Raw genomic sequence first — 26337 nt, 5'->3', positions numbered from 1 at the left:
CGCACCGCGCCGCGCCGTTAGACGGTCGGCGCAGGCGCGGCGGCCGAAGGCGAGCCCGGCAATCCGAACTGATGCCACGCGCGCCGCAGTTGCGTGTCCGAGCCGAAGCCCGAGATTTCCGCCGCCCGCGTCACGCTCGCGCCCGAGGCCAGCGCGAGCTGCGCCGCCGCCAGCCGCAGCCGGCGCAGATAGGCCAGGGGCGCCACGCCTGCGTGCTCCACGAACAGCCGCGTGAGGTGCCGCGCCGAGGTGTGGGCCACTTCCGCCATGCGAGGCACGTTCCAGTCGGCCTGGGGCTGTTCGCTGACGGCGTCCTGCACGCGGTGCAGGGCGGCATGCAGATGGTTCCGGTAAGCCAGAAAAGGCGAAAGCTCCGGGTCGTGCGGGCCGCGCCGCTGCGCCACCACCATGGTCTGCGCCACCTGGGCCGCGAGCGCTTCGCCGCACACATCCGCAATGCGGTGCAGCACCAGGTCAATGCCGGTCGTGACGCCCGCGCTGCTGTAGACGGGCGGGTCGATCACGAACACGCGGTTGGCGACCACGTCGCAGCGCGGCTCCACCGAGCGCAGCTCGTCCAGGTGATGGTGGTGCGTGGTGGCGCGCCGGCCGGAGAGCGCGCCCGCATGCGCCGCCAGCAGGGCGCCCGCGCACACGGTGACCAGCTCGAGCCGGCCGCGTTCGAAGCGCTGGCCGCGCAGCCAGTGCAGCAGGTCCTGCGTCTCGGCGTTGTCGATCGCGATGAAGTCGCCGGGCAGCCCGACCAGCACCACCCACGCCGGCCCATGCCATTGCGCCGGCAATGGCGCAAGGTTGGCAAGCGCCACGCCCACCGAGCCGACGGAGGTAGGCCGCGGGCTGGCGAATTCGATCTCGAAGCGCTCCGGCTGGCCGGCGGCGCGCAGCCGCTGGTTGGCGATGCGCAACGCCTCGGCAGGCCCGGCCCAATCGAGCACCAGGCTGCCCGGCAGCAGCACGAACACTACGCGGATGGGTGGTTGCCGGAGTTCCATGCGTAGTCCATCTGGCGCGCCGTGCGTTCGGCCAGCGCGCGGCCGGCCAGCCGCCCGACCAGGTACAGGCTCATGTCGATGCCTGCGCTGATACCCGCGGAGCTGACGACGCGGCCGCTGTCGATCCAGCGTTCGCCTTCGCGCACGTCCAGCAGCGGGAACTGTTCGCGCAGGTCTGCAATGTCTTCCCAGTGGGTGGTGACGGCCTCTTGTGTGAGCACGCCGCTTTTTGCGAGCAGGAACGCGCCGGTGCATACCGAGGCGGCAAGCTGCGCGCCGGCCGCGCATTTTGCAATCCAGCGCAGGGTGGCGGGGCTTGCCATCGGCGCATCGACCACGCCGCCGGGCACGATCAGGAGGTCCGCCGTGGGACTGTCGGCCAGGTCGTGGTCCGCCAGCAGACGCAGGCCGGCTCGGGCTTGCACGGGCTGGCCCGCGCTTGCGAGCGCCACGGAGGCGACCTCGAAGGGCGCCTCCGTGTCGGGATTCAGGCGCTGGCTGACGCGGCTCGCCGTGGTGAACACCTCGAACGGGCCCGCAAAGTCGAGAGCCTCGACACCGTCGAAGGCAAGGATGAGTACCCGCAGGGTCATGCCGCCGCTGTCTCGGCGGAGAGGGCGCCGGCGCGTTCGAGCGCCTGTGCCACGGTACACACGGTGGCAAACCGGCCGTCCAGCACAGCCGCCGTACGGGCCTTGATGTCAGCCGCGGCAAGCGGGCGGCCGTCGGGTTGCACCATGTCGAAAGTGAGCGTGGCCTCGGTCACGTAGTCGACTTCCCAGCCCAGGTCGGAAGCATGGCGCGTGGTGGTTTCGCAGCATTGCTCGGTGCGGATGCCGCTCACGATCAGCCGGCCGATGCCCTGCTGCGTGAGCCAGATGTCGAGCCCGCTGTTGACCAGCGCGCTGTGGCGGTGCTTGGTGAATGTGGCTGCGGCTTCGAATGCCGCCAGGCCTTCGATCGGCCGCACCAGGCCTGACTCGACGGCGAAGGGGTGGCTTGCGACGGCAGGCTCATCGACATGGAAGACCCGCACGATCGGAATGCCGGCGGCCGCGCAGCCTTCGATCAGCGCGTTCTGGGCGGCGAAATAAGGCCGCGCAACTTCTTCGGACCAGTAGGCACGCTGGCGGAAGGATTCCTGCGCGTCGATCACTATCAGACACGATTTCATGGGTATGGGGCTCGAAGGGCGGAGTGAATGATGCCGCCTATTCTTCTGCGCCGCCAGCCCGTGGTCCGCGCCAAAGCGGACCAGAACCGATCAAATCAGGACATCGGAGCTAGACCAGGCCGGCGGCCTGCAGCTCTTTCTTGAGGTAAGCGTAGAAAAGCGGCGCCGCCACCAGCCCGGCCGGGCCGAACACCGCCTCGGCCACGAACATCACCGCCAGCAGTTCCCACACCCGCATTTGCGTGCGGCTGCCGACCACCTTGGCGTTGATCACGTATTCCGCCTTGTGGATGATGATGAGGAACACCAGGCAGGCCAGCGCCGTGATCGGCGAGACGGACAGCGCCACCAGCGTGATCACCGCATTGCAGACCAGGTTGCCCACGATCGGCACCAGGCCGGCCACGAAGGTGAGCGTGATGAGTGCCGGCGTGTAGGGCAGGTGCGGCCCCCAGAGCGGCAGCAGGAACAGCAGGAAGATGGCGGTCAGCAGGGTGTTGAATGCCGCAATCCAGAACTGCGCCGCAACGATCTGTCCGAACGCCTCGCCGAAGATGGTGATGCGGCGGTAGAGCTGCGCGGCCAGGGGCCGGCGCTGCAGCGGCGGCGGCGCAATGGCGGCCAGCCCGCCCACGATGAGGCCCACATAGGCAAACAGCAGCCCGCCCAGCCACGCGCGCCCGGCCAGCGCCAGCGAGCCGGCCTGCGCCCGGAGGTAGTTGGCCACCACGCGCTGCACCTCGGCCGCGCCCTCCGGCAGGTAGACCGCAATTTCGGGTGGCAGCTTGAGCCGCAGTTCCAGCACCGTGCGGGCCGTGTAGTCGAGCAGTTCGCGGTACTGGTCGGGCGCGTCGACGATGTACTCGCGCGCTTGCGACAGCCCCACCGATATCAGCGCGATGGGCGCCAGCAGCACCAGCGTGACCGCCAGTACCCGGGCCAGCACATCGGCACGGGCTTGCGGCAGCCTTGCCCGTGCGAGGCCGCCGCCGATCAGGCGCGCAAAACGGCGGGTGGCCAGAAAGCCGATGCATACGCACAGCAGCCCGGGCAGCAGGTGCTGCCACATCACCAGCAGCAGGGCGGCCGGCATCAGCAGGTAGCTGGCCAGCACCACGTTGCGCGAGGCGGGCTGTGGCTTGGTGTCGATGTTGACGACGAGCGGTTTGGTCATCAGGGACCGGGTGCTGCGCTGGTTGCGAGCCTCGGAAAGAGGATCAACCGACCACCACGGCGGCGCCGGTGCCCCGCTCGGCGATGGTGCCGATCTCGTACACCGCTTCGCCGGCCGTGCGCAGCGTGGCGGCGCAGGCGGCGGCTTCGGCCGCGTCGATCACCACCACCATGCCAATGCCGTTGTTGAAGGTGCGGTTCATCTCGATGTCATCGATGCCGGCCACCTTCTGCAGCCAGGCGAAGAGCTCGGTCTGCGGCCAGCTGCCCTTCTTGAGGTGGGCCGCCGTGCCTTCGGGCAGCACGCGCGGAATGTTCTCGAGCAGGCCGCCGCCGGTGATGTGCGCCAGCGCCTTGATCGGGTGCTTGGCCAGCGCCTCGAGCACCGGCTTCACATAAAGGTGGGTGGGCTCCATCACGGCCTGGCGGAAGGGCTTGCCGTCGAGCGTGGCGGGCAAATCGGCACCCGCGCGTTCGATCACCTTGCGCACCAGGCTGAAACCGTTGGAATGCACGCCGGCCGAGGCCAGGCCCAGCACCACGTCGCCGGGCTTGACGTTCTGGCCCGTGAGAATTTTCGATTTTTCGACCGCGCCGACCGCAAAACCCGCCAGGTCGTACTCGCCGGCCGGGTACATGCCGGGCATTTCGGCGGTTTCGCCGCCGATCAGCGCGCAGCCGGAGATTTCGCAGCCGCGGGCAATGCCGCCGATCACGGCCGCGGCCGTGTCCACGTCGAGCTTGCCGCAGGCAAAGTAGTCAAGAAAGAACAGGGGTTCGGCGCCCTGCACCAGCACGTCGTTGACGCTCATGGCCACCAGGTCGATGCCCACGGTGTCGTGCATGTTCCATTCGAAGGCCAGCTTGAGCTTGGTGCCCACGCCGTCGGTGCCGCTCACCAGCACCGGCTCCTTGTAGCGCTTGGGCACCTCGAACAGCGCGCCGAAGCCGCCGATGCCGGCCAGCACGCCTTCGCGCAGGGTCTTCTTGGCCAGGGGCTTGATGCGGTCGACCAGGGCGTCGCCGGCATCGATATCGACACCGGCATCCTTGTAGCTGAGCGGGGTGGGCGTAGGGGAAGTCATGGTCGGACGATGTCGAGAAAGGGACGGGAAGGAGGCGAAGAGGTGGAGGCGCCGGCAACCGAAGCGGCCGGGCCGATAGAATTCCTCACGATTTTAAGGGCCCCAGCGGCCCCCTCCATGAACCTTCCCGGGATGAAACAGCTCGCGCTCGATATCGGCATTGCGACGGGCCCCAGCTTCGACGCTTTTTTTGCCGGCCCGAACGAGGCGGCGCTGCGGCACCTGCAACTGTGGGTGGGCGGCGCCGGCAATTCGGTGCCGCACTCTCCTGTGCCTACCTATCTGTGGGGCGAAGGCGGCAGCGGCAAGACCCATCTGCTCGAATCGGTGCGTGTCGCACTGCGCGAGCAGGGCGCGAGCGTGGGCTGGCTGCACGCCGGCCTCTTGGAGCCGCCCGAGTTCGACGAGCGCTGGGGCGCCGTGCTGCTCGACGACGTGCACCTCTACACCGCCGTGCAGCAGCACGCGGCCTTCAACTGGTTCGTCAACGCGCAAACCCTGCAGCGCGGGGTGGTGGCCGCCGGCGCCCTGCCGCCGGCCGACCTGTCGCTGCGCGAAGACCTTCGCACCCGGCTGGGCTGGGGCCACGTGTTCCACCTGCAGGTGCTGAGCGAAAGCGAACGCCGCGCGGTGCTGCGCCAGGCGGCCGATGCGCGGGGCGTCATGCTGTCGGACGACGTGCTCGACTACGTGCTGCACCGCTTCAGCCGCGACCTGGGCAGCCTGATGGAGCTGCTCACGCAGCTCGACGGCTATGCCCTGCAGACACAGCGCGCGATCACGATCCCGCTGATCCGATCCATGCTCGAAAACGAATAAGAAGAGCTTCAACCAACAATGATCAAGAAATTCATCGACAAGCTGCTCGGCAAATCGGCCGGTGGCGCGCAGGGCAAGAGCCGCTTCGGCAAGCGCCAGGAGGTGCCTGCGGAGGTTCACAAGATCGATCCGGCCCTGGTCGACGAACGCGCGAAAAACGTGGTCACCACGCTCCAGCAGGCGGGCTATGAGGCCTATGTGGTGGGCGGCGCGGTGCGCGACCTGCTGCTGGGCCTGCGCCCGAAGGACTTCGACGTGGCCACCAACGCCACGCCGGAGCAGGTCAAGTCACTCTTCAGGCGCGCGTTCATCATCGGGCGGCGCTTTCGCATCGTGCACGTGGTGTACGGCCGGGGCCGCGAGCACGAGGTGATCGAGGTCTCGACCTTTCGCGCCTACATGGACAACGCCGCCGCCGAGCAGGTGGCCGGCAACGAGCGCACCAGCAAGGGCGAGCTCGCAAGCATGAAGCATGCGGTGGACGCCAGCGGCCGCGTGCTGCGCGACAACGTGTGGGGGCCGCAGGAAGAAGACGCGGCCCGCCGCGACTTCACCGTGAACGCCATGTACTACGACCCGGCCAACCAGATCGTGGTCGACTATCACAACGGCATCAAGGACGCGCAAAAGCTCACGCTCCGCATGATCGGCGACCCGGCCACACGCTACCGCGAAGACCCGGTGCGCATCATTCGCGCCATTCGCTTCTCGGCCAAGCTCGCGGCACTGGGCTTCAAGATGGAAGCCAAGACGGCGGCCCCGCTGGTCGAGTCGAGCAAGCTGCTGGCCGACGTGCCGCAAAGCCGCCTGTTCGACGAAATGCTCAAGCTGCTGCAAACCGGCCATGCCATTGCCACGGTCGAGCAGCTGCGCAAGCTGGGCCTTGTCACGGGCATCTATCCGCTACTCGATGTGGTGGTGGAGCGTGCCGATTCACCTTTCGTGAAGGCCGCCCTGCAGGACACCGACCGCCGCGTGGGCGAAGGCAAACCCGTGGCGCCCAGCTTCCTGCTGGCCTGCGTGCTGTGGGCCGATGTGCGCGACGGCTGGGCCCAGCGCATCGAAGGCCGGCACGGCCAGCGCCCGCAGCCGCCTTTCCCGGCCCTGCAAGACGCCATCGACGACGTGTTCAACGCCCGCATCGGAGATGTGTCGGGCCGCGGCAAGCTCGCCGGCGACATGCGCGAGATCTGGATGATGCAGCCGCGCTTCGACAAGCGCACCGGCTCCACGCCCTACAGCCTGGTCGAGCAGGCGAGGTTCCGTGCCGCCTTCGACTTCATGCGGCTGCGCGCGGATGTTGGCGAGGTCAGCGAGGCCATTGCCGAATGGTGGCAAGAGTTCAGCACAGCCGACGACGTGCGCCGGCAAGACCTGCTGGAGCAGGTGCGCGACGAACAAAAGACCCGCCAGCGCGTGCGCACGCGCGACCCCGTGGCGCCGAAACCCCGCAGTGAACCGGCTGCCCGCCACCGCCAGGCCGACGCCGAGCCGCGGCAGGGCGACGACGAGGAAGAAGCGGAAGTCGGGGCCGGCGCCGTGCCGCCCGATGGCGAAGCGGCCGCGCCGCGCAAGCGCCGCCGACGCCGCAAGCCGCGCACCGGCGGTGGCGGCAGTAGTGGCGGCGAGGGCGGCGGGAGCGCCGAAGGCGCATGAGCACGTCCGACCTGCCGAAGGACGGCAAGAAGAGTTCCAAGACCAGTGACAAGGCCAAGGCCGCTCCACCGCGCGCGGGCGGTGCCAGGCCCCCGCCGGCCGGCGCCAGGAAGGGCCCGCCCGGCACCCCTCCTGCGCGCCGTGCGCCTGCCCGCGCCCCCACGAGTCGCCCGCGCGGCCCGCGCGAGGACTACCCCACCGTGCAGGCCTTCGTCGCCATCGGCGCCAACCTGGGCGATGCCGAGGCGGCCGTGAAGGCCGCCATGACTGCGATCGGCGCATTGCAGCGGACCCAGGTGACGGCCCGTTCATCGCTCTATCGCAGTGAGCCGGTGGACGCCGAGGGCCCCGATTTCATCAACGCCGTGGTGGCCGTGCGCACTGGCCTGGACGCCGAGCAGTTCCTCGTTGCGTTGCAGCGCCTCGAGACGCAGGCCGGCCGCGAAAGGCCATTCCCCAATGCGCCGCGCACGCTCGATCTCGACCTGCTGATGCACGGCAATTCGGTGATCGACACGCCGACGCTGACCCTGCCGCACCCCCGCATGCGCGAGCGCGCCTTCGTGCTGAAGCCGCTCGCTGAAATCGCGCCCGACAAGGTGCCGCGCGCTGCGCTGGCACGCGTCACAGGCCAGGTGGTCAAGCGCATCGTCTGAAAAAGGCGGCCGTGCTGCTTTACGTCCTCGATCTCGCCGGTGTGGCGGTCTTCGCGGTCAGTGGAGCACTGGGGGCTGGCCATGCGGGCCTCGACTGGCTGGGCGTGGTGGTGATCGCCTCGGTTACGGCGGTGGGCGGCGGCACGCTGCGCGACCTGCTGCTCGACCGCCATCCGGTGTTCTGGATCCGCGACACCCGCTACGTCTACGTGATCCTGGCGGCAGCGGCGCTCACGATCGCCTGGGTGCACCTGATGCCGCTGCCCGAGCACGCACTGGCCGTGGCCGACGCGCTGGGCCTCGGCCTGTTCGCCATCACGGGCGCGCAGATCGCCGAAGAGCGGCGCCTTCCGGCGGTCATCGTGATACTGGTCGGCACCATGAGCGGCGCCGCCGGAGGCCTGCTGCGCGACGTACTCACGGCCCGCATCCCGCTGTTGCTGAGCAGCGGCATCTACGGCTCGGCCGCCATCGCGGGAATTGCGGCCTATCTGCTCCTGCAGGCCGCCGGCACGCCGCGCCGCTGGGCGTTTCATGCCGGCCTGCTGCTGATCGTGGTGCTCCGGCTGGGCGGCATCTACGGCGGGTGGCACCTGCCAGTACTGCGTTTGCCGGGCTGAAATCGCGGTCGCCCTGCGGCCTGAAAACCAGTTCGGACGGGGTCGGACCGGCGCGCCCGTTAAACTTCGTCGGTTTTTCATGAAGGCGTCATGAAATTGTGATTGACGCGCCCCAGGAGTTCCAATGTTCGGCAAGCTGCTGCCCCGCGAGGGGAATTTTTTCGAGATGTTCAACCAGCACGCCGAGCGCATCGTCGAAGCGGCGCGGGCGTTCGAGCAACTCGTGGCCAACTACAGCGACGTGCACCTGCGCGAGCAGTACAACCGCGACGTCGACAATGCCGAGCGCGCGGCCGACCGCGTGACGCACGACGTCAACCGGCTCATCCATAAGACTTTCATCACGCCCATCGACCGCGAGCAGATCCACAAGCTCATCAATACGATGGACGACGTGGCCGACCTGATCCAGGATTCGGCCGAGACCATGGCGCTGTACGACGTGCGGCACATGACCGACGAGATCGTGCGCCTCACGGCCCTGAGCGTGAAGTGCTGCGACCGCCTGAAGGACGCCGTCAAGTTTCTCGGCAAGATCGCCGATCCGGCTGTGGCCGAGGCCACGCTGAAGACCTGCGAGGAAATCGACCGCCTCGAATCCGACGCCGACCGCGTGATGCGAAGCGCCATGAGCAAGCTGTTCCGCGAGGAGCCCGACGTTCGCGAGGTGATCAAGCTCAAGGCAATCTACGAGTTGCTCGAGACGATCACCGACAAATGCGAAGACGTGGCCAACGTGATCGAGGGCATCGTCCTCGAGAACTCCTGAGCGGTAGCGATCGATGGCAACGGTTCAGGTCGCCCTCTGGGTGGTGATATTGCTGGTCGCGCTCGCGATCGCCTTCGACTTCATGAACGGCTTCCACGACGCGGCGAACTCCATCGCCACCGTGGTGTCGACCGGCGTGCTCAAACCTGGGCACGCGGTGCTGTTCGCGGCCTTCTTCAACCTGATCGCGATCTTCATCTTTCACCTGAGCGTGGCGGCCACGGTGGGCAAGGGCATTGCCCAGCCTGGGGTGGTGGATGTGCACGTGGTCTTCGGCGCGCTCATCGGCGCCATCAGCTGGAACCTGGTGACCTGGTACTACGGCATTCCGAGCAGCTCGTCGCACGCGCTGATCGGCGGCATCGTGGGCGCCGTGATCGCGAAGACGGGTGCCAGCGGCCTGGTGGCCACCGGCATCTGGAAGACCGTGGCCTTCATCTTCGTTTCTCCGTTCCTCGGATTCGTGCTGGGCTCGATGATGATGGTGGTGGTGGCCTGGGGTTTCCGGCGCGCCACCCCGTCGCGGGTCGACCGGTGGTTCCGGCGGCTGCAGCTGGTTTCGGCCGGGGCCTACAGCCTGGGCCACGGCGGCAACGATGCGCAGAAGACCATCGGCATCATCTGGATGCTGCTGATTGCCACCGGCTATGCCACGGCCGGCGATGCGGCGCCGCCCAACTGGGTCATCGTGAGCTGCTACGCCGCCATTGCCCTGGGCACCATGTTCGGCGGCTGGCGCATCGTGAAGACCATGGGCCAGAAGATCACCAAGCTCAAGCCCGTGGGCGGCTTCTGCGCCGAAACCGGCGGTGCGCTCACGCTGTTCCTGGCCACCGCGCTGGGCATTCCGGTGTCGACCACGCACACCATCACCGGCGCGATCGTCGGCGTGGGTTCCGCGCAGCGCGCGAGCGCCGTGCGTTGGGGCGTGGCGGGCAACATCGTCTGGGCCTGGATCTTCACGATTCCGGCGTCGGCTTTCGTGGCCGCAATCGCTTACTGGCTCAGCCTGCAGATTTTCTGAGGCCGGCAGAGCTGGCGCGCGCCAGCTACTGCGAAATTTTCCGGCCCTCTTCGACCTGGTGTTCGAAGTAGCGCTGAAAGCTGAACACGATGCTGGCCATGAGCACGGTGCTGCCGAAGAAGAGCGCAAGCACCACCGCGCCGATGGTGGCCCAGCTCGTGCGGCCCGGCTCGGCATCCGGCGGCGCGCCGGCGTTGAAGCGGGCGTTCCACTTCTCGGGCGTCATAAGGCCATAGATGATGGCCATCAACGCGCAGCCCGCAATGGTGAAGCCCAGCAACGGAATCAGCACCCAGCTCCAGCCGTCGTCCACGCCGTACATGCGCACGCGCTCCATGCCGTAGAGGCCCAGCGCCGTGGGAATGGGCAGCAGCCAGCCGAGCCAGTCGCCCATGCCGCGCAGGTAGAAGCGGTGCAGGCCCAACGGGCCGCCGAGGAAAGAGAGCCAGGCGGCAACGGTTTTGTTTTTCATTCGGGTTTGGTGGTGCTGCCTTCGCCGAGCACTTTTTCCATCAGGACCACGTCGCGCCACTCGCCGAACTTCCAGCCGCAGTCCTTGAGCACGCCCACGTGCGTGAAACCATTGCGGCGGTGCACGCCGACGGAGCCTGCGTTGGCCGAATCGCCGATGACTGCGATCAGCTTGCGGACGCCGACCGCTTCGGCGGCCTGTGAAAGGGCCGCCAGGAGCTGCGAGCCAAGGCCCTTGCCGCGCGCGGCTTCGGACATGTAGATCGAGTCTTCCGCCGAAAACCGGTAGGCCGGGCGCGGTTTGAACCAGTTGCAGTAGGCAAAACCCAACACTTCGCCGTTTTCTTCGGCAACGAGATACGGCAGGTTCTTGCCGAGCACATCGGCACGCCGTGCAGCCATGTCGGCGGCAGAGGGGGCTTCGGTTTCGAAGGTGCCGGTGCCGTTCAGCACGTGGTGGGCATAGATGGCCGTGATGGCCGTGATGTCTTCGTCGCGGCTGGGGCGGATGGTGAGGGTCATGCAGGTCGCAAGCAAACGGCGCAACGGCCGGAATTCGGAGAAAACGCAGGTCGGGCTATAATCGCAGGCTTTTCAGCGTGTCGCTGGCCGGGTGGCCATGTCGCGTGTCTCGACGTTGAAAGAACACTGTGAGCGGGCTTCTTGTTTAGAAAACGGGCTTGCTGCACCACCCAAGGATAAATCATGGTCGTCATTCGACTCTCCCGCGGCGGCTCCAAAGGCCGTCCGTTCTTCAACATCGTCGTGTCGGACAAGCGCGTTCGCCGCGATGGCCGTTTCATCGAGCGCCTGGGTTTCTACAACCCGATCGCCAAGGAAAACGAAGAAAGCATCCGTATTGCCCAGGATCGCCTGGCCTACTGGAAGAGCGTCGGCGCACAAGCTTCGCCCACGGTCCTGCGCCTGATCAAGCAAGCCGCTGCCGCGGCCCCCAAGGCGGCAGCCTAAGCTACCCGGCACGGCGATGTTGCCCGCACTCGAAGCCGCCGAATTGCCGGCGGATGCGATCGAGGTAGGACGCATCGCCGATGCATGGGGCATCAAGGGCTGGTTCAAGGTCCTGCCCCACAGCGCCCAGCCCGAGGCGCTTTTTTCTTCCAAGCGCTGGTTCCTGCAGGCCCCCGGAGCCTCGGCAACCGCAGCTTTCCGGCTCGCAATCCGCGAAGCCAAAGAACATTCCGACTGCATCGTCGCATCGTCCGAAGACGTGCCTGACCGCAATGCGGCCGAGGCGCTGCGCGGTGCGCGCGTGTTCGTGCCGCGCTCGAGCTTTCCGACGGCGGGCGACGACGAGTACTACTGGGTCGACCTGATCGGCCTTTCGGTGGTCAATCGCGAAGGCGTCACGCTCGGCACGGTGCGTGAGTTGCTCGCCACCGGCCCGCAGACCACGCTGGTGCTCACGGCCGAAGAAGACGGCAAGACCATCGAGCGCATGGTGCCCTTCGTCTCGGTCTTCGTCGACAAGGTCGACCTGGCTGGCCGGCTGATCACGGTCGACTGGCAGCCCGATTTCTGATTCCGCCGATCCGGGCCCTGCGCGCATGCGCTTCGACGTCCTCACGCTCTTCCCCGAACTGTTCGCGCCCTTGATGGCCAGCGGCGTGACGCGCCGTGCCTACGAGTCCAAGCAGGTCGAGGTCGTGCTGTGGAACCCGCGCGACTTCGCGCAAGGCAACTACAAGCGTGTGGACGACCGCCCCTTCGGCGGCGGACCGGGCATGGTGATGATGGCGGAGCCGCTTTCCGCCTGCCTCGACGCGGCGCTGGCCGCGCGCGGTGCGCAAGCGCCGGTGGTGTTGTTTTCTCCCATCGGCGAGGCGCTCCGGCATGAGGCGGTCGAGCGCTGGTCCGCCAGCGAGGGCGCGGTGCTTGTCTGTGGCCGCTACGAAGGCATTGACCAGCGCTTCATCGACACGCGCGTCACGCACCAGATCAGCCTCGGCGATTTCATTCTTTCGGGCGGCGAAATTGCAGCCATGGCGCTGCTCGACGCTGTGGCCCGCCTGCAGCCCGGTGTGCTAGGAGACGAAGCCAGCCACGTGCAGGACAGCTTCAACCCGGCGCTGGACGGGCTGCTCGACTGCCCCCACTACACCCGGCCCGAGCAGTGGAACGGGCAGGGCGTGCCGGCACCGCTGCTCTCGGGGCACCATGTGCAGATCGAACGCTGGCGGCGCGACCAGCGGCTGGCCATTACCGCAGCCCGGCGTCCCGACCTGATTGCCGCCGCGCGCGCTGCGGGCCGCCTGAGCAAAGCCGATGAGACGGCGCTGAAAAAAAAGCTATAATCTTCGGTTCCCCGATCCTCTGCCCGGCCGCGCCCGGCTTTCATTGTTCACCCACGGGTGAGCACGGCAATGAAACCAACGGCGCCTTTTGTGTAGCGCGAGCACGATCGAATATCAGGAAATCATGAACCTCATCGAAACCCTCGAGCAGGAAGAAATCGCCCGCCTCGGCAAGAAGATCCCCGATTTCATGCCCGGTGACACGGTCATCGTCAGCGTGAACGTCGTCGAAGGCACCCGCAAGCGCGTGCAGGCCTACGAAGGCGTCGTGATCGCCAAGCGCAATCGCGGCCTCAACAGCGGCTTCACGGTGCGCAAGATCTCCAGCGGCGAAGGCGTGGAGCGTACGTTCCAAACCTACAGCCCTCTGATCGCCGGCATCGAAATCAAGCGACGCGGCGACGTTCGCCGTGCCAAGCTGTACTACCTGCGCGACCGCAGCGGCCGTTCGGCACGCATCAAGGAAAAGCTGCCGGGCAAGTCGCAGGCTGCCAAGTAAGCACTGCCTTCTGCCTTGCAAAAAGCCGCCGCTCTGGCGGCTTTTTGCGTTGTTGCGCCGTGCATGCTTCTTGCGGGCTTTCCGCAAAAAGACAGCGCCGCTTTTTTAAGCTCTACTCCTTCACTGAAACTACAGCACTTGACCGACTCCACCGCCCCCATGCAATTTGCCCCCGTCGAACCCGTCAATGCCGTGGTGCCGCCCACGCTGCTGCCGATCGATCCGCGCAAGGCGCCTGTGGTCGGCGGTCCTGACGGCCTGCCTGCCGTCGAACCCGCACAGCTGACGCCCGATGCCCTGCGCAGGCGCTTTGCCACGCCGCCGGAGTGGACGCCCGAGCTTCGGCGCGAGCCGCGCCTGACCGACCGCGCCCCTGCGCAGGCGGCCGTGCTGGTGCCCATCGTGCAGCGCCCACAAGGCGCTGCCGTGCTGCTGACGGAACGCACGGCGCACCTGTCGAATCATTCGGGGCAGGTCGCATTTCCGGGCGGCCGCGTCGATCCGGAAGACGCGAACGTCGCGGCGGCCGCGCTGCGCGAAGCCTGGGAAGAAGTGGGCTTGTCGGCTCATTTCATCGAGGTGCTCGGAAGCCTTCCGACTTACACGACCGTTACCTCGTTCGTCGTGACGCCCGTGGTCGCGCTGGTGAAGCCGGACTTCGAGCTCACCATCAATCCCTACGAAGTGGCATTGGCCTTCGAAGTGCCGCTGGCCTGGCTCATGGACCCGGCCAATCACCGCCGCCACACGGTGCCCGCGCCGGACGGCACGCGGCGCGAGTGGTACTCGATGCCTTACCAGGACGGCGCCGAAGAGCGCTTCGTGTGGGGCGCCACCGCCGGCATGCTGCGCAACCTCTATCGCTTTCTCGCCGCCTGACCCTGGCCTGAACCGAGATCGTCCGGGCGCTCTCGCTATCATCGACGGATGAGCTTCTTTGCCATCCTGTGTGCGTTGCTGATCGAGCAGGTGCGGCCGCTCGCCCCCCACAACCCGGTGTATGGCGGCGTGCTGGCATGGACCCGCTGGACAAGCCGCAACTTCGACGCCGGAAAGCCGCATCACGGATGGGTCGCCTGGGGCCTCGCGGTGCTGGTGCCCACGCTGTTGACGCTGGGCATTCACTTGCTGCTGGTGTACACGCTGGGGCTGCCTTTTGCGGTGCTCTGGAGCATTGCCGTGCTCTACGTCACGCTCGGGTTCCGGCAGTTCAGCCATCACTTCACGGACATCCGCGATGCGCTCGACGAAGGCGACGAGCCGCTCGCGCGCTCGCTGCTGGCGCATTGGCAGGGCGTGGATGCGGCTGAGCTGCCGCGCAGCGAAATCGTGCGGCATGTGATCGAGCATTCGGTAATTGCAGCGCATCGCCATGTGTTCGGCGTGCTGGCGTGGTTCTCGATACTCGCGGCCTTGGGGCTCGGCCCGGCCGGTGCGGTGTTCTATCGCATGAGCGAATTCGTGTCGCGCTACTGGATGCACAAGAACGGCGCGGCGGTGCAGCCTTCGAGCGTTTCGGTGCAGCGTGCCGCCGAGCGCGCATGGCATGCCATCGACTGGCTACCCGCGCGGATCACCGCGCTGGGCTTTGCCGTGGTCGGCAGCTTTGAAGAAGCGATCGATTGCTGGCGCAACGATGCACGGCGTTTTCGGAGCGAGAACGACGGCGTGATCCTTGCAGCGACTTCGGGCGCGGTCAACGTGCGGCTGGGCGGCGGAGCGTTGAGCCCGATCCCGCTCACGGACCCCCTGCCGCGTGCACAAGCCGGCGATTCGATGGCCGATGGCCGCCGGCTGGACAGCGGCAGCACACCGGGCCGCGAGCCAGAGCCAGGTCATTTGCGCAGCGTGGTCGGCCTGGTCTGGCGCTCGGTCGTGATGTGGATGGTGCTGCTCGCCTTGCTCACCCTGGCTCGCCTGCTCGGCTGAGCCCCGGAGCCGTCATGACCGCTGGAATACCGGCCTTCTGGAGTCCGCGCATCGGCGCGCTCGAACCCTATGTGCCCGGCGAGCAGCCGCGCATCGAAAACCTCGTCAAGCTCAACACCAACGAGAACCCGTATCCGCCCTCTCCGATGGCTGTGGATGCGATCCAGCAGGCGGCCGCAAGCGGCCTGGAGCGCTACCCCGATCCCACGTCCCTTGCGCTGCGCGAAGCAGTTGCGCGGCGGCACGGCCTGCGGGCCGATCAGGTTTTTGTGGGCAATGGATCGGACGAAGTGCTGGCGCACGCGTTCTTCGCCTTCTTTCAACAAGCCGAGCCGCTGCTGATGCCCGACGTGAGCTACAGCTTCTATCGGGTCTATGCGCAGCTGTACGGCATCGATTGCGAACTGCTGCCCGTTGACGAAGGCCTCCGCATCGATGTCGATGCCATGGTGGCCAGGGCCCGCCGCGGCTGCGCGGGCCTGGTCATCGCCAACCCCAACGCGCCCACCGGTATCGGCCTGCCACTGGCTCGCATCGAGCAACTGCTCGCAGCGTGCCCCGAGCGCGTGGTGCTGGTGGACGAGGCGTATGTCGACTTCGGCGGCGAGAGCGCGCTGCCGCTCGTCCGCAAATATCCGAACCTGCTGGTGGTGCAGACCTTGTCCAAGTCGCGCTCGCTGGCTGGCTTGCGCGTCGGCTTTGCCTGCGGACAGGCGCACCTGATCGATGCGCTCGTGCGCGTCAAGGACAGCTTCAATTCCTACCCGCTCGATCGGCTTGCAGTCGCGGGCGCCGTGGCGGCCATAGAAGATGAAGCGTGGTTCGTGTCCACACGCGACAAGATCGTCGATACCCGCGAGGGGCTCAGCCTGCAACTCGAAGACCTGGGCTTCGAAGTCTTGCCTTCGCAAACGAACTTCGTGTTTGCGCGGCAACCGGAGCGCGATGCGGCCGAACTGGCGGCGCTGCTGCGCGAGCGTGCGGTGCTGGTGCGGCATTTCAAGCAGCCGCGCATTGCGCAGTACCTGCGCATCAGCATCGGCTCGCGGGAGCAATGCAGCGTGCTCGTGCAGCGGCTGCAGGAAATCCTGGACAGGCCGTGAGCGCCAACCCCGGTACGCCTCAGTAGCGCGGCTGGCTCAGCTCGGCAAAGAGCTCGCCGTAGATCCTGTAGCGCGTGGCGCTGATCGGCCCCGGCTTGGCGGGCGAATCGACGTTCGCGATCACGCCGCAGCCTGGCTCGTGCAGGTGGGTGCAGTTGTAGAACTTGCAGTCGTTCGCGTGCTCGGCAATGTCCGGCATCAAGCTCGCGAGCTGCATCGGCTCGATGTGGTTCAGCCCGAATTCCTGAAAGCCCGGCGAGTCGATGAGGCCCGTGGTGCGCGCTTCGTCCACCCAGTACCACGTGGTGCTGGTGGTGGTGTGCTTGCCCGAATTCAGCGCCTGCGAGATCTCACCGGTCAGTGCCGTGGCACCGGGCACCAACAGGTTGATGAGCGTGCTCTTGCCGGCGCCGGAAGGGCCCAGCACCAGCGTGCTCTTGCCCGCCAGCAGTTTCATGAGCGACGCGTGGTCGGCCTCGGCGGACGCCTTGAGCGACAGCGGCAGCACGCCATGGTGCATGCGGCGGTAGGGCGCAAGCTTGCTCCATGCACGCTCGAAGGGCTCTGCCAGGTCGCTCTTGTTGAGCGCGATGATGGGTGTGATGTGCTCGGCTTCGGCGGCGATGAGTGCGCGCGCCAGCTGGTGCTCCGAGAACTCCGGCTCCGCCGCGATCAGTATCAGCACATGGTCGAGATTGGCCGCAAACGACTTGGTGCGGATCTCGTCCTGCCGATAGAAGAGATTGCGGCGCGGCACCACCTCTTCGATGGTGCCTTCGTCTTCGCTCGCTTGCCAGCGCACCCGGTCGCCAACCACGGCCTGGCTCTTCTTGCCGCGCGGATGGCAGATCAGGCGGTCGCCCGCGGGTGTTTCGACCAGGCAATGCCGTCCGTGGCTTGCAATGACCAAGCCGTCATGCAGAACGCGTGCGGATGTGCCGCCTCCCTTGGGGAGTGTGCGGGGCGGCTTAGCCAACGGCGGGTTTCCTCATCACGGCGCCGGGCTGGCCACGAGGGCGTCGGCCTGGCGTGCGCAGTCGAAGTCGGTGACCGAGAGTCCGCCCACGTCGTGCGTGTTGAACCGCACCACGCAGCGGTTGTAGTGCACCGACAGGTCCGGGTGATGGTCTTGGGTATGGGCGATGAAGGCCAGCGCGTTCACGAAGGCGATGGTCTCGAAGTAGTTGGCGAAGGTAAAGGTCTTCTCGATGGCGACGTCGGCGCCGTCTCCGGTGAGCTTCCAGCCGTCGAGCTTGGCCAGGCCGGAAACGATCTCGGTGGCGCTCAGTGCGTGGCGTGGAATGGCTTTCCAGTCTTTGGGCTTGAACATGCTGCTCATGGGCTCGGCTTCCGGGGAGAAATATCGTGGTTCAGGCCGTCGTCATGCGCGCAAGGCGCTCGGAGGCCGGAGGGTGGGAATAGTAGAACTTGACGAACACCGGATCGGGCGTGAGCGTCGACGCATTGTCCTGGTAGAGCTTGAGCAGTGCGGCCGACAGGTCGGCGCTGCTGGTCTGCGCCACGGCATAGGCGTCGGCCTCGAATTCGTGCTTGCGCGAAAGCCGGGCGGGCAGCGGGGCGACGAAGAAGCCGAACACAGGCACCGCGAGCATGAACAGCAACAGCGCGAGTGCGTTGTTCGGCGCCGTGGGCGTCATGTTCGGCTGCACGCCGAGGCCGGTGTAGAACCACACCTGGGTCGACACCCAGCCCAGCAGCGCGAAGCCCGCGAGGCTCAGCGCGAACATTGCCGCAAGCCGCTTCACGATGTGGCGGTGCTTGAAATGGCCGAGCTCGTGCGCGAGCACCGCCTCCATCTCGGCCGCGTTCAGCTGCCGCAGCAGCGTGTCGTAGAACACCACCCGCTTGCTCGCGCCAAAGCCCGTGAAGTAGGCGTTGGCATGTGCGCTGCGCCGGCTGCCGTCCATGACGAACAGCCCCTTGGCGCGAAAGCCGCAGCGCGCCATCAGCGCAGTGACGCGTTCCTTGACGGTGGGATCGTCGAGCGGCTTGAACTTGTTGTAGAGCGGTGCGATGAACATCGGGTAGACGATCATCAGCAGCAGGTTGAATCCCATCCAGGCCACCCAGGCCCAGAGCCACCACAGGGTGCCGGCAGCGCCCATGATCCAAAGGATAAGCGCCGCAATCGGCAACCCGATGGCCGCGCCGATCAGCGTGGAGACGACGGTGTCGCGCAGCCAGAGGCCGAACGTCATCTTGTTGAAGCCGAAGCGCTCTTCGAGCCTGAAGGTCTGCCAGAGGGTGAAGGGCAGTTCGAGCAGCCCGCCGATCACCGCGAAGGCCGCCAGCAGGGCCAGCTGCTGCACCATGCCGCCGCCCAGCCAGGCGAGAAGCAGCTTGTTGAGCACGTCGAGGCCGCCCAGCAGCGTCCAGCCCAGCAGCAGTGCCGCTCCCCACGCCATCTCGACCATGCCGAAGCGGGCCTTGGCAATGGTGTAGTCGGCAGCCTTCTGGTGGGCGGCAAGCGTGATCTTGTGCTCGAAAGCGGCCGGCACGGCGCCACGGTGCCGTGCGACATGACGCACTTGCCGCGATGCGAGCCAGAACTTCACGAGCAAGCCAAGGACCAGTGCAGCCGCGAAGGCAGTGGTGAAGATGAGCGAATAGGACATGGAGCGTCGAGTTTAGCCCTCGGGTCCGGCCGGCGCAGACCTTCGACGACAATCCTGCAATGCCCGAATCCCTTGACCCCACGATCGTCACGACCCCGCCGGTCCTGAAGAAAAGCGACCAGAACCTGGTCTGGCTCGACTGCGAAATGAGCGGCCTCGACCCCGAGAAAGAGCGCCTGCTCGAGATCGCCGTGGTCGTGACCGGCCCCGATCTCACCCCCCGCATCGACGGCCCGGTGCTGGTCATTCACCAGAGCGATGCCGTGCTCGACGCCATGGACGCCTGGAACAAGGGCACGCATGGCCGAAGCGGCTTGATCGACAAGGTGAAGGCCTCCACGCTCGACGAAGCCGCGGCCGAGCAGCAGTTGCTCGAATTCATTGCCAAATACGTTCCCCGGAGCGGCTCGCCGATGTGCGGCAACACCATTGGCCAGGACCGGCGTTTCCTGGTCAAGTTCATGCCCAAGCTGGAGGCGTACTTTCACTACCGCAACCTCGACGTCAGCACCCTCAAAGAGCTGGCCAAGCGCTGGAAACCCGCCGCCTACAGCGCCTTCAAGAAGCAGCAGGCGCACACTGCGCTGGCCGACGTGCACGAATCCATCGAGGAGCTCGCGCACTACCGGGAAACCTTCTTGAAATTAACGGATTAGGTAAAAACCCCGAGCCGTGTCATAATCGAGGGCTTCGCTGATCGGGGTTTTCCGTTCAGCGTCTCTTGCATCTCCCTATCTTGCACACCGCGCCCGATCGCATCCGCTGATCAAAAAGGGCCGCAGCCTCCGGCGAAAGCCAGAAGTTGAATGTCGTTGGATGGTTGATGTTTTTAACCACCAACGGGGCGCCGCCTACGGCAGCGCTCGCGTTTGAGATTGATATTCACATGACCGACGCTTTTGAAGCGCAGGGCGAGTTCGCGCCTGTGCAATCCACCAACAACAACGAATTTGTCGCTGCCGCGGACACCATGTCCGAAGCGCCGATTCTCGAGGCGCTCGACGCCGCCGCTCCCGAAGCGGCCGTGGCCGAAGAAGCCCGCATTCCCAACGGCTTCATCAAGCTCGGCCTTGCGCCGGAACTGATTGCCGCCGTGGCGGACCTGGGCTTTACCCAGCCCACCACCGTGCAAGACAAGGTGATTCCGCTCGCCATGGCCGGTGAAGCCGGCCAGGACGGCAAGGCACGCTTCGTCGACCTGATGGTCTCGAGCCAGACCGGCTCGGGCAAGACCGCTGCCTTCCTGCTGCCCGTGCTGCACACGCTGCTCAAGCGCCAAGCCGAAGCCGAAGCCGAAGCCAAGGCCGAATTCCAGCGCCTGGCCGCTGAAGCCGCCGCTCGCGGCGAAGCCGTGCCCAAGAAGCCGAAGCGCAAGGACCCGACCAACGCCCGCCATTTCAAGGCCGCCACCCCTGGCGCCCTCATCCTGTGCCCCACGCGCGAACTCGCGCAGCAGGTTGCGCACGACGCCATCGAGCTGGTTCGCCATTGCCGCGGTCTGCGCGTGGCCAACGTTGTGGGCGGCATGCCTTACCAGCTGCAAATCGCCAAGCTGCAGAACGCCGACCTCGTGGTTGCCACGCCCGGCCGCCTGCTCGATCTGCAGCGCTCGTCGCAGCTCAAGCTCGACCAGGTCAAGTTCCTGGTGGTCGACGAAGCCGACCGCATGCTCGACCTCGGCTTCTCGGACGACCTGGCTGAAGTGAACCAGCTGACCATCGAGCGCCAGCAGACCATGATGTTCAGCGCCACCTTCGCGCCGCGCATCCAGCAACTGGCCCAGCGCGTCATGCGCGAGCCGCAGCGCATCACCATCGACAGCCCGCAGGAAAAGCACGCCAACATCAAGCAATCGCTGTACTGGGCTGACAACAGCCAGCACAAGCGCAAGCTGCTCGACCACTGGCTGCGCGACACCAGCATCAACCAGGCGATCGTGTTCGCCAGCACGCAAGTCGAGTGCGACGGCCTCGCCGGCGACCTGCAGCAAGAAGGCTTCAGCGCCGTCGCGCTGCACGGCGCCCTGAGCCAGGGCCTGCGCAACCGCCGCCTGATGGCGCTGCGCCAGGGCCAGGTCCAGATCCTGGTGGCTACCGACGTTGCCGCCCGCGGCATCGACGTGCCCACGATCACCCACGTCTTCAACTTCGGCCTGCCGATGAAGGCGGAGGACTACACCCACCGCATCGGCCGCACCGGCCGTGCAGGCCGCGACGGCCTGGCCATCACGTTTGCCGAGTTCCGCGATCGCCGCAAGATCATGGACATCGAGCAATACAGCCGCCAGCAGTTCAAGGCTGAAGTGGTTGCAGGCCTCGAGCCGCAACAGCGCATGCCGCAATCGCGTCCGCCCATGGGCGAGTACCGCGGCGGCCGCGGCGACAACCAGTCGCGCGACCGCAAGTTCGGCAACGGCGGTGCAGGCGGCGGCGGTGGCTACCGCGGCAACAACGGCGGCGGCTATGCCGGCGCCAGCGGTTTCAATGACCGCAACTCGCGTGGTCCGGCGCAGGGCCAAGGCCCGCGCGGCTTCCAGGGCGGCAACAACGCCGGCTTCGGCGGCGGCCGTGACGACGGTGGCAATGGTGGCGGCGGTGGTTATGGCCGCAAGCCAGGCTGGGGCGACAGCGCCCCGCGCGGGGGCCATGGTCATGGTCACGGTGGTGGCCGCGGCGACGGCGGTTTCGCGCCGCGCGAAGGCTTTGCACCCCGCGAAGGTTTTGCTCCACGCGGCAATGGCGCAGGCCATGGCGGCCCGGGCAAGGTCTTTGTGCCCCGCGACGCACAAAAGCGTGCGTTCAAGCCTACGCGCTGATCCATTCCAGAGCGGCCGACCGGTCGTTTTGCCCCAAAAGAAAGCCCGCGCTTCGCAAGAAGCGCGGGCTTTTTCATTGCGGGTTTCCGTGGAGGCGACAGGCGCGAAATTTGGTTGACACATGAACAGATGAAAAGTAATGTAATAAGGCATTGCTTCCCCGGTCCGTACCGCGGCTGCCGGTTCATCGACATCTGCTTTTCAAATCTCGAATATGAAAATTGCGATTCTTGGTGGTGGTCATGGCGCCTACGCGGCTGCCGCCGACCTGTCCGAAGCCGGCCATGAGGTGCGCCTGTGGCGCCGCGATGCAGCGGCGCTCGAAGCGGTGGTGCAAGCCGGCGCCATCACGCTGAAGGATGCCGACGGCACGCGCGAGGTGCCGCTCGCACTCGCCACCGCCGACATCGCCGCGGCGCTGAAGGGCGCCGAGCTGATCGTTCTTCCCACGCCCGCCATTGCACAGCACGACATCGCGCTGGCCATGGCGCCGCATCTCGTCGACGGTCAGGTCGTCTTTCTGCCGCCCGGCACCTTCGGCAGCTACGTGATGGCGCGAACGGTGAAAGAGGCGGGCAGCCGTGCCGACGTGGCCTGGGCCGAGACCGGCACGCTGCCCTACCTCGCGCGCAAGCACGGCGAGCGCGAAGTGAACGTCACCATCCGCGCCATCCGCCTGCCGACGGGCGTCTATCCGGCCCGCAAGGAAGCCGAGGCGATCGAAGTGATCCGCAAGGCCTATCCCGCCGTGCACGGCTGCGGCGATGCGCTGTCGGGCGCGCTCATGAATGCCGGTCCGGTCATCCATCCGCCACTCATGGTGATGAACGCCGCGCCGCTGCAGCACTTCGAGCGCTGGGACATCCACAACGAAGGCACCCAGCGTGCGGTGCGCGATGTGACCGACCGGCTCGACCGCGAGCGCATGGCCGTGCGCGAGGCCTTCGGCCACGGTGCGCCGCACTATCCGCTGGCCGACCACTACAACAACGACCAGTGGATGTACGGCGATGCGCACAAGCAACTCGTCAAGTCCGGCGACTGGCGCGAGAACATCGACCTGCACACGCACCGCTACATCACCGAAGACACCGAACTCGGGCTCGCCTTCCTGGCCTCTGCCGCGCGCCATGCGGGCGTGGACGCGCCCATCGCACACGGGCTGCTTGCCATCGTGGGCGGTTTTCTTGGCCGTGACCTGCGCCAAGGCCCGCGCACCTTCGAAAGCCTGGGCCTTGCCGGCCTGAGCGCGGCACAGCTCAAGCAAAGGCTGCACGATGGCGAATGAACGCGCGCCGCTGCCACGCTTTGCGGCCGTAGGCGCCGGCCGCATGGGGCGCGGCATCGCGATTGCGTTCGCCTACGCCGGCCACCGCATCTCGTTGATCGATCTTCGCCGGCGCACCGACGAAGCCTGGCAGCGCCTGCAGGGCGAGGCCCGGGCCGAGATTGAAGCAAGCCTTGCGGGCCTGGCGCAACTCGGCGTGATCGATGCAAAGCAGATACAGGCCATCGCCGAACGGGTGAGCCTGGTGAACGCCGCTGAAGCACCGCAGGCTTTGGGCGCAGCAGAGCTGGTGTTCGAAGGCGTGCCCGAAACCATGGAGGCCAAGCGCGAGGCGTTCGAGCAGATCAACCGGCATTGCCGCGACGACGCGATCCTCACCTCCACCACCAGCAGCATTCTGGTCACGCAGCTCGCGGCACTCGTGCGGCTCCCCGAGCGCTTCCTCAACATGCACTGGCTCAACCCGGCGTATGTGATTCCGGTGGTCGAACTCAGCTGCCACCCCGGCACCGATGTGGCCGTGCTCGCACGCACCAAGTCGTTGATGGAACAGATCGGCAAGCTGCCCGTGGTCTGCGGCGCATCGCCGGGCTACATCGTGCCGCGCCTCCAGGCGTTGGTGATGAACGAGGCCGCCCGCATGATCGAGGAGGGCGCCGCCACCGCCGAGGAGATCGACAAGGCCACGCGCTACGGCCTGGGCCTGCGCTTCGCTGCGCTTGGCGTGGTCGAGTTCATCGACTTCGGCGGCTGCGACATCCTGCACCATGCCAGCCGCGAAATGTCGGCGTCGATCGACAAGGGCCGCTACACCGCGCCGGCCATCGTCGATCGCATGGTCGAAGAAGGGCGTCTCGGCCTCAAGAGCGGCAGCGGCTTCTACAGCTACGAAGGCCGCGACATCGCCGCCTACCGGCGCGACGTGCTTTCGCGCACGCTCGGCGAACTGAAGCATGCCGGCCTGTGGCGCGCACCGGCCGACGAGACGTTGTCATGACCATTCGCCGCGCCTTTGCCGACCTGTCGGTGGGGCAGGTGCACTACGCGACGTGCGGCGATGCGGATGCGCCGGCCGTGTTGCTGCTGCACCAGTCGCCGCGCAGTTGGGCTGAATATCGCGCAGTACTTCCATTGATCCGTGCGCGCCATCGGGCCGTCGCAATGGACACCGCGGGCTTCGGCGATTCCGCTGACGGCGGCGTGCCGGCGAGCATCGAGCAATGGGCGCGCGTGGCGTGCGAACTGCTTGAGGTACTGGGCGTCGCGCGCGCCGATGTTGTGGGCCACCACACCGGCGGCGTCGTGGCCATCGAACTCGCGGCCGCCTTTCCCGATCGCGTGCGCGGCCTGGTGCTGTCGTCCACGCCGTACACCGACGAAGCCTTTCGCCGCGCAAGGGCAGAGCGGCCGCCCATCGACGAGGTGGCGCCGAGCCAGGACGGAAGCCATCTGGCCGCACTGTGGCAAAAGCGGCAGGGCTTCTATCCGCCCGAGCGGCGCGATCTGCTCGAGGCCTTCGTGCTCGATGCGTTGAAGGTCGGCCATCGGGTTGAAGAGGGCCATCGCGCCGTCGCGTCGTATCGCATGGAAGATCGCATCGGCCGCGTGACGCAACCCGCGCTCATCATTCGCGCGACCCACGACCCGTTCGCTGCGCCGCATGCGGCAGAGCTGCAACATCATCTGCCGCAGGCGCGCATCGTCGACATCGAAGGCGGCATGGTTCCCTTGCCCGACCAGATGCCAGAGGCCTTCGCACGCACGGTGCTCGACTTTCTCTCCACGCTGCCATGAAGGCCGTTCGCATCCACGGTTTCGATGCGGTGCCCGCGCTGGAAGAGGTGCCCGACCCGGTGCAAAGGCCTGGCCGGACCATCGTGCGCATGCAGGCGGCCACGGTCGGCCACATCGACCGCACCATTTGGCGCGGCAGTTTCCTGCGGCATCCACCGCTGCCGTATACGCCGGGCGTGGAAGCCGCCGGCATCGTTGTAGCGAGCGAACGCTACGCCGAAGGCCAACGCGTGTGGCTGCGCGGCAGCGGCCTGGGGACCTTGTTCGACGGCACCTGGTGCGAGCTGATCGATGCGCCCGACGAAGCACTCGGCGTGCTGCCCGATGCATTGCCGATGCCCCTCGGCGCTGCGTTCTTTTCGCCCACCACATCGGCATGGGTGGCGCTGCATGAAGTCGCGAGGCTGCAGGCCGGCGAACAGGTGCTGGTGACAGGCGCAAGCGGTGCCGTGGGCTCGCTGGCCGTGCAGCTGGCCATCGAGGCCGGCTGCACCGTGACGGCGGTCGATCCGGATGCGGGGCCTCCACCTGTCGCATGTGCGGACCTGTTGATCGACACGGTCGGAGGAAGCGTCCTTTCGGCGGTGCTGCCCGCCGTGCGGCCCGGTGGCCGCGCCGTGCTCATCGGCTACACGGCAGGCCCCATGCTGCAGCTGGACATCGCGCACTTTCTGCAGCGCGACGTGGCGCTGCTGCCGCTCAACATGTTCAGGCGCGAGGCCGCTGGCCGTGCGGCAGTGCCCGGGTTGCTGGCGCGCCTGGCCGATGGCCGTTTGCAACTCGACGTGCGCAGCTTCGCGCTTGCCGATGCCGCCGCGGCTCTCGAGTGGATCGCGCAGCGCGGCCATCGGGGCCGCGCCGTGCTCGTGCCCTAGTCTTCCTCCGGCTCCTCGACCGGCACATGCACGTGCAGGTCGATCATCTGCCGCAGGGTCTGCTTGAGCTCTTCGGCACGGCGCAGGCCGAAGGGTTCGAGCACGCGCCGCTCGTGGTCGCGCGCGAGCTCCATCAGATGTTCCACCGCCTTCAGCCCCTTGCGCGTGATGCGCACCAGCGTGATGCGGCGATCACTCTCGTGGGGCAGCCGCTCGACCTGCCCGCGCGCTTCCATGCGGTCCAGCAGGCGCGTGACCGTGGGCTGCTTGGTCACCGTCACTTGCGCAAGCTGGCCGATGCTGATCGGCTCGCTGCCGGCAAGCGACGCCATCACGCGCCACTCGGAAACAGAGAAGCCTTGCTGCCGCGCCACCTCGTGGAACTCCGAGGAGATCAGTTGGCTGGCCTGCGCCAGCAGCGCCGGCAGGTAGTCATCGACGAAGCGATGTGTTTCAGGAGGTTGCTCAGCCATGAACGCACCTCATGGCCACGCGCCGCATACCGGCCGCAGGCACGCTGCTTGCATGTCTAGGGTAATTCATGATTGTGGATACATTCATTTGTCAACATTATAGAAAGCGTGATGTGGCACCTGAAGCGCATCCTCCCACGAGAAAGAAGAAGG

30 protein-coding genes are annotated in these 26337 nt (G+C 66.8%); 19 read left to right on the top strand and 11 right to left on the bottom strand.

Features of this window, described 5'->3' with window-relative positions:
- Positions 1-17: 17 nt before the first annotated feature.
- From V9L20_RS03585 to purM, 5 genes are all read right to left on the bottom strand, one after another.
- The gene (locus V9L20_RS03585; protein WP_337295516.1) at positions 18-1013 is read right to left on the bottom strand and encodes a GlxA family transcriptional regulator; all 996 of its coding nucleotides are present in this window, start codon (positions 1011-1013) and stop codon (positions 18-20) included.
- Entirely contained in the window at positions 983-1606 is a 624-nt protein-coding gene (locus V9L20_RS03580; protein ID WP_337295515.1) for a DJ-1/PfpI family protein, read from the bottom strand. The genes V9L20_RS03585 and V9L20_RS03580 overlap by 31 nt, the downstream gene beginning before the upstream one ends.
- Entirely contained in the window at positions 1603-2187 is a 585-nt protein-coding gene (locus V9L20_RS03575; protein ID WP_337295514.1) for a cysteine hydrolase family protein, read from the bottom strand. Before V9L20_RS03575 ends, V9L20_RS03580 begins: the two co-directional genes overlap by 4 nt.
- Positions 2188-2296: 109 nt before the next feature.
- Positions 2297-3361, bottom strand: a complete 1065-nt coding sequence (locus V9L20_RS03570; protein ID WP_337295513.1) for an AI-2E family transporter — start codon at positions 3359-3361, stop codon at positions 2297-2299.
- A 43-nt stretch (positions 3362-3404) separates the two neighbouring features.
- Complete coding sequence (gene purM / locus V9L20_RS03565) at positions 3405-4445, bottom strand: phosphoribosylformylglycinamidine cyclo-ligase (protein ID WP_258504841.1); 1041 nt, start codon at positions 4443-4445, stop codon at positions 3405-3407.
- A 132-nt stretch (positions 4446-4577) separates the two neighbouring features.
- On the opposite strand from purM, the gene hda reads away from it, so the two are divergent.
- From hda to V9L20_RS03535, 6 genes are all read left to right on the top strand, one after another.
- Entirely contained in the window at positions 4578-5264 is a 687-nt protein-coding gene (gene hda, locus V9L20_RS03560; RefSeq protein WP_337295512.1) for a DnaA regulatory inactivator Hda, read from the top strand.
- An 18-nt stretch (positions 5265-5282) separates the two neighbouring features.
- A complete protein-coding gene (pcnB, locus tag V9L20_RS03555; protein ID WP_337295511.1) occupies positions 5283-6920 on the top strand; it encodes a polynucleotide adenylyltransferase PcnB in 1638 nt (545 codons plus the stop codon).
- Entirely contained in the window at positions 6917-7576 is a 660-nt protein-coding gene (folK, locus tag V9L20_RS03550; RefSeq protein ID WP_274708794.1) for a 2-amino-4-hydroxy-6-hydroxymethyldihydropteridine diphosphokinase, read from the top strand. Before pcnB ends, folK begins: the two co-directional genes overlap by 4 nt.
- Positions 7577-7587: 11 nt before the next feature.
- A complete protein-coding gene (locus V9L20_RS03545) occupies positions 7588-8196 on the top strand; it encodes a trimeric intracellular cation channel family protein (RefSeq protein ID WP_337295510.1) in 609 nt (202 codons plus the stop codon).
- A 124-nt stretch (positions 8197-8320) separates the two neighbouring features.
- Complete coding sequence (locus V9L20_RS03540; RefSeq protein WP_012746613.1) at positions 8321-8965, top strand: DUF47 domain-containing protein; 645 nt, start codon at positions 8321-8323, stop codon at positions 8963-8965.
- Between the two features lie 13 nt (positions 8966-8978).
- The gene (locus V9L20_RS03535) at positions 8979-9989 is read left to right on the top strand and encodes an inorganic phosphate transporter (protein WP_258504846.1); all 1011 of its coding nucleotides are present in this window, start codon (positions 8979-8981) and stop codon (positions 9987-9989) included.
- A 25-nt stretch (positions 9990-10014) separates the two neighbouring features.
- Here the strand turns inward: V9L20_RS03535 and V9L20_RS03530 are convergent, their stop codons facing one another.
- Complete coding sequence (locus V9L20_RS03530) at positions 10015-10461, bottom strand: TM2 domain-containing protein (RefSeq protein WP_258504847.1); 447 nt, start codon at positions 10459-10461, stop codon at positions 10015-10017.
- Positions 10458-10982 (bottom strand): GNAT family N-acetyltransferase, encoded by a 525-nt coding sequence (locus tag V9L20_RS03525; protein ID WP_337295509.1) that lies wholly within the window; start codon positions 10980-10982, stop codon positions 10458-10460. Before V9L20_RS03525 ends, V9L20_RS03530 begins: the two co-directional genes overlap by 4 nt.
- Positions 10983-11165: 183 nt before the next feature.
- On the opposite strand from V9L20_RS03525, the gene rpsP reads away from it, so the two are divergent.
- From rpsP to hisC, 7 genes are all read left to right on the top strand, one after another.
- Positions 11166-11429, top strand: a complete 264-nt coding sequence (gene rpsP / locus V9L20_RS03520; RefSeq protein ID WP_028259818.1) for a 30S ribosomal protein S16 — start codon at positions 11166-11168, stop codon at positions 11427-11429.
- A gap of 16 nt (positions 11430-11445) precedes the next feature.
- On the top strand, positions 11446-12000 hold the full coding sequence (rimM, locus tag V9L20_RS03515; protein ID WP_281149661.1) for a ribosome maturation factor RimM: 555 nt from the start codon (positions 11446-11448) through the stop codon (positions 11998-12000).
- Between the two features lie 25 nt (positions 12001-12025).
- Entirely contained in the window at positions 12026-12772 is a 747-nt protein-coding gene (gene trmD / locus V9L20_RS03510) for a tRNA (guanosine(37)-N1)-methyltransferase TrmD (protein ID WP_258504852.1), read from the top strand.
- A 124-nt stretch (positions 12773-12896) separates the two neighbouring features.
- Positions 12897-13271, top strand: a complete 375-nt coding sequence (rplS, locus tag V9L20_RS03505) for a 50S ribosomal protein L19 (RefSeq protein ID WP_126749215.1) — start codon at positions 12897-12899, stop codon at positions 13269-13271.
- 159 nt (positions 13272-13430) lie between these two features.
- Positions 13431-14150, top strand: coding sequence for a CoA pyrophosphatase (locus V9L20_RS03500; protein WP_337295508.1), 720 nt, complete (start codon positions 13431-13433; stop codon positions 14148-14150).
- Positions 14151-14198: 48 nt separating this feature from the next.
- A complete protein-coding gene (locus tag V9L20_RS03495; protein WP_337295507.1) occupies positions 14199-15200 on the top strand; it encodes a CobD/CbiB family protein in 1002 nt (333 codons plus the stop codon).
- A gap of 14 nt (positions 15201-15214) precedes the next feature.
- Positions 15215-16303, top strand: a complete 1089-nt coding sequence (gene hisC / locus V9L20_RS03490) for a histidinol-phosphate transaminase (protein ID WP_337295506.1) — start codon at positions 15215-15217, stop codon at positions 16301-16303.
- Positions 16304-16322: 19 nt separating this feature from the next.
- Here the strand turns inward: hisC and rsgA are convergent, their stop codons facing one another.
- From rsgA to V9L20_RS03475, 3 genes are read right to left on the bottom strand one after another with little or no spacing between them, the layout of a single operon-like run.
- Positions 16323-17279, bottom strand: a complete 957-nt coding sequence (gene rsgA / locus V9L20_RS03485; protein ID WP_337295505.1) for a ribosome small subunit-dependent GTPase A — start codon at positions 17277-17279, stop codon at positions 16323-16325.
- Positions 17280-17294: 15 nt separating this feature from the next.
- Positions 17295-17642: a 4a-hydroxytetrahydrobiopterin dehydratase gene (locus V9L20_RS03480; protein ID WP_258504861.1), complete on the bottom strand. Its 348-nt coding sequence runs from the start codon at positions 17640-17642 to the stop codon at positions 17295-17297.
- Between the two features lie 31 nt (positions 17643-17673).
- Entirely contained in the window at positions 17674-18939 is a 1266-nt protein-coding gene (locus V9L20_RS03475) for a M48 family metallopeptidase (RefSeq protein ID WP_337295504.1), read from the bottom strand.
- A 59-nt stretch (positions 18940-18998) separates the two neighbouring features.
- On the opposite strand from V9L20_RS03475, the gene orn reads away from it, so the two are divergent.
- The 6 genes from orn (at position 18999) to V9L20_RS03445 (ending at position 25711) form a co-directional block, all read left to right on the top strand.
- The gene (gene orn, locus V9L20_RS03470) at positions 18999-19595 is read left to right on the top strand and encodes an oligoribonuclease (RefSeq protein WP_258504864.1); all 597 of its coding nucleotides are present in this window, start codon (positions 18999-19001) and stop codon (positions 19593-19595) included.
- A 230-nt stretch (positions 19596-19825) separates the two neighbouring features.
- A complete protein-coding gene (locus tag V9L20_RS03465) occupies positions 19826-21754 on the top strand; it encodes a DEAD/DEAH box helicase (RefSeq protein ID WP_337295503.1) in 1929 nt (642 codons plus the stop codon).
- Positions 21755-21968: 214 nt separating this feature from the next.
- Positions 21969-23042, top strand: a complete 1074-nt coding sequence (locus tag V9L20_RS03460) for an NAD/NADP octopine/nopaline dehydrogenase family protein (protein WP_337295502.1) — start codon at positions 21969-21971, stop codon at positions 23040-23042.
- Positions 23032-24039: a 3-hydroxybutyryl-CoA dehydrogenase gene (locus V9L20_RS03455; RefSeq protein ID WP_337295501.1), complete on the top strand. Its 1008-nt coding sequence runs from the start codon at positions 23032-23034 to the stop codon at positions 24037-24039. The genes V9L20_RS03460 and V9L20_RS03455 overlap by 11 nt, the downstream gene beginning before the upstream one ends.
- Positions 24036-24836, top strand: coding sequence for an alpha/beta fold hydrolase (locus tag V9L20_RS03450; protein ID WP_337295500.1), 801 nt, complete (start codon positions 24036-24038; stop codon positions 24834-24836). Before V9L20_RS03455 ends, V9L20_RS03450 begins: the two co-directional genes overlap by 4 nt.
- A complete protein-coding gene (locus V9L20_RS03445; protein ID WP_337295499.1) occupies positions 24833-25711 on the top strand; it encodes a quinone oxidoreductase family protein in 879 nt (292 codons plus the stop codon). The genes V9L20_RS03450 and V9L20_RS03445 overlap by 4 nt, the downstream gene beginning before the upstream one ends.
- On the opposite strand, the gene V9L20_RS03440 is transcribed toward V9L20_RS03445, so the two are convergent.
- The gene (locus V9L20_RS03440; RefSeq protein WP_126749203.1) at positions 25708-26184 is read right to left on the bottom strand and encodes a MarR family winged helix-turn-helix transcriptional regulator; all 477 of its coding nucleotides are present in this window, start codon (positions 26182-26184) and stop codon (positions 25708-25710) included. The genes V9L20_RS03445 and V9L20_RS03440 overlap by 4 nt on opposite strands.
- Positions 26185-26337 lie beyond the last annotated feature (153 nt).

The sequence above is a fragment of the Variovorax sp. CCNWLW225 genome, from assembly GCF_037204045.1.
GTDB lineage: Bacteria > Pseudomonadota > Gammaproteobacteria > Burkholderiales > Burkholderiaceae_C > Variovorax.
Note: the sequence above shows the minus strand (reverse complement) of the source record. Positions and strands in the feature narration are given on the sequence as shown.

Coding starts and splice junctions, on each gene's coding strand:
- V9L20_RS03585 (WP_337295516.1), bottom strand. CDS start 1,013: ATGGAACTCCGGCAACCACCCATCCGCGTAGTGTTCGTGCTGCTGCCG.
- rimM (WP_281149661.1), top strand. CDS start 11,446: ATGTTGCCCGCACTCGAAGCCGCCGAATTGCCGGCGGATGCGATCGAG.
- V9L20_RS03575 (WP_337295514.1), bottom strand. CDS start 2,187: ATGAAATCGTGTCTGATAGTGATCGACGCGCAGGAATCCTTCCGCCAG.
- V9L20_RS03455 (WP_337295501.1), top strand. CDS start 23,032: ATGGCGAATGAACGCGCGCCGCTGCCACGCTTTGCGGCCGTAGGCGCC.
- purM (WP_258504841.1), bottom strand. CDS start 4,445: ATGACTTCCCCTACGCCCACCCCGCTCAGCTACAAGGATGCCGGTGTC.
- V9L20_RS03475 (WP_337295504.1), bottom strand. CDS start 18,939: ATGTCCTATTCGCTCATCTTCACCACTGCCTTCGCGGCTGCACTGGTC.
- V9L20_RS03460 (WP_337295502.1), top strand. CDS start 21,969: ATGAAAATTGCGATTCTTGGTGGTGGTCATGGCGCCTACGCGGCTGCC.
- V9L20_RS03495 (WP_337295507.1), top strand. CDS start 14,199: ATGAGCTTCTTTGCCATCCTGTGTGCGTTGCTGATCGAGCAGGTGCGG.
- V9L20_RS03525 (WP_337295509.1), bottom strand. CDS start 10,982: ATGACCCTCACCATCCGCCCCAGCCGCGACGAAGACATCACGGCCATC.
- V9L20_RS03480 (WP_258504861.1), bottom strand. CDS start 17,642: ATGAGCAGCATGTTCAAGCCCAAAGACTGGAAAGCCATTCCACGCCAC.
- V9L20_RS03465 (WP_337295503.1), top strand. CDS start 19,826: ATGACCGACGCTTTTGAAGCGCAGGGCGAGTTCGCGCCTGTGCAATCC.
- V9L20_RS03500 (WP_337295508.1), top strand. CDS start 13,431: ATGCAATTTGCCCCCGTCGAACCCGTCAATGCCGTGGTGCCGCCCACG.
- V9L20_RS03445 (WP_337295499.1), top strand. CDS start 24,833: ATGAAGGCCGTTCGCATCCACGGTTTCGATGCGGTGCCCGCGCTGGAA.
- trmD (WP_258504852.1), top strand. CDS start 12,026: ATGCGCTTCGACGTCCTCACGCTCTTCCCCGAACTGTTCGCGCCCTTG.
- V9L20_RS03450 (WP_337295500.1), top strand. CDS start 24,036: ATGACCATTCGCCGCGCCTTTGCCGACCTGTCGGTGGGGCAGGTGCAC.
- V9L20_RS03535 (WP_258504846.1), top strand. CDS start 8,979: ATGGCAACGGTTCAGGTCGCCCTCTGGGTGGTGATATTGCTGGTCGCG.
- orn (WP_258504864.1), top strand. CDS start 18,999: ATGCCCGAATCCCTTGACCCCACGATCGTCACGACCCCGCCGGTCCTG.
- hisC (WP_337295506.1), top strand. CDS start 15,215: ATGACCGCTGGAATACCGGCCTTCTGGAGTCCGCGCATCGGCGCGCTC.
- V9L20_RS03540 (WP_012746613.1), top strand. CDS start 8,321: ATGTTCGGCAAGCTGCTGCCCCGCGAGGGGAATTTTTTCGAGATGTTC.
- pcnB (WP_337295511.1), top strand. CDS start 5,283: ATGATCAAGAAATTCATCGACAAGCTGCTCGGCAAATCGGCCGGTGGC.
- hda (WP_337295512.1), top strand. CDS start 4,578: ATGAAACAGCTCGCGCTCGATATCGGCATTGCGACGGGCCCCAGCTTC.
- V9L20_RS03580 (WP_337295515.1), bottom strand. CDS start 1,606: ATGACCCTGCGGGTACTCATCCTTGCCTTCGACGGTGTCGAGGCTCTC.
- V9L20_RS03530 (WP_258504847.1), bottom strand. CDS start 10,461: ATGAAAAACAAAACCGTTGCCGCCTGGCTCTCTTTCCTCGGCGGCCCG.
- V9L20_RS03440 (WP_126749203.1), bottom strand. CDS start 26,184: ATGGCTGAGCAACCTCCTGAAACACATCGCTTCGTCGATGACTACCTG.
- rpsP (WP_028259818.1), top strand. CDS start 11,166: ATGGTCGTCATTCGACTCTCCCGCGGCGGCTCCAAAGGCCGTCCGTTC.
- rplS (WP_126749215.1), top strand. CDS start 12,897: ATGAACCTCATCGAAACCCTCGAGCAGGAAGAAATCGCCCGCCTCGGC.
- V9L20_RS03570 (WP_337295513.1), bottom strand. CDS start 3,361: ATGACCAAACCGCTCGTCGTCAACATCGACACCAAGCCACAGCCCGCC.
- folK (WP_274708794.1), top strand. CDS start 6,917: ATGAGCACGTCCGACCTGCCGAAGGACGGCAAGAAGAGTTCCAAGACC.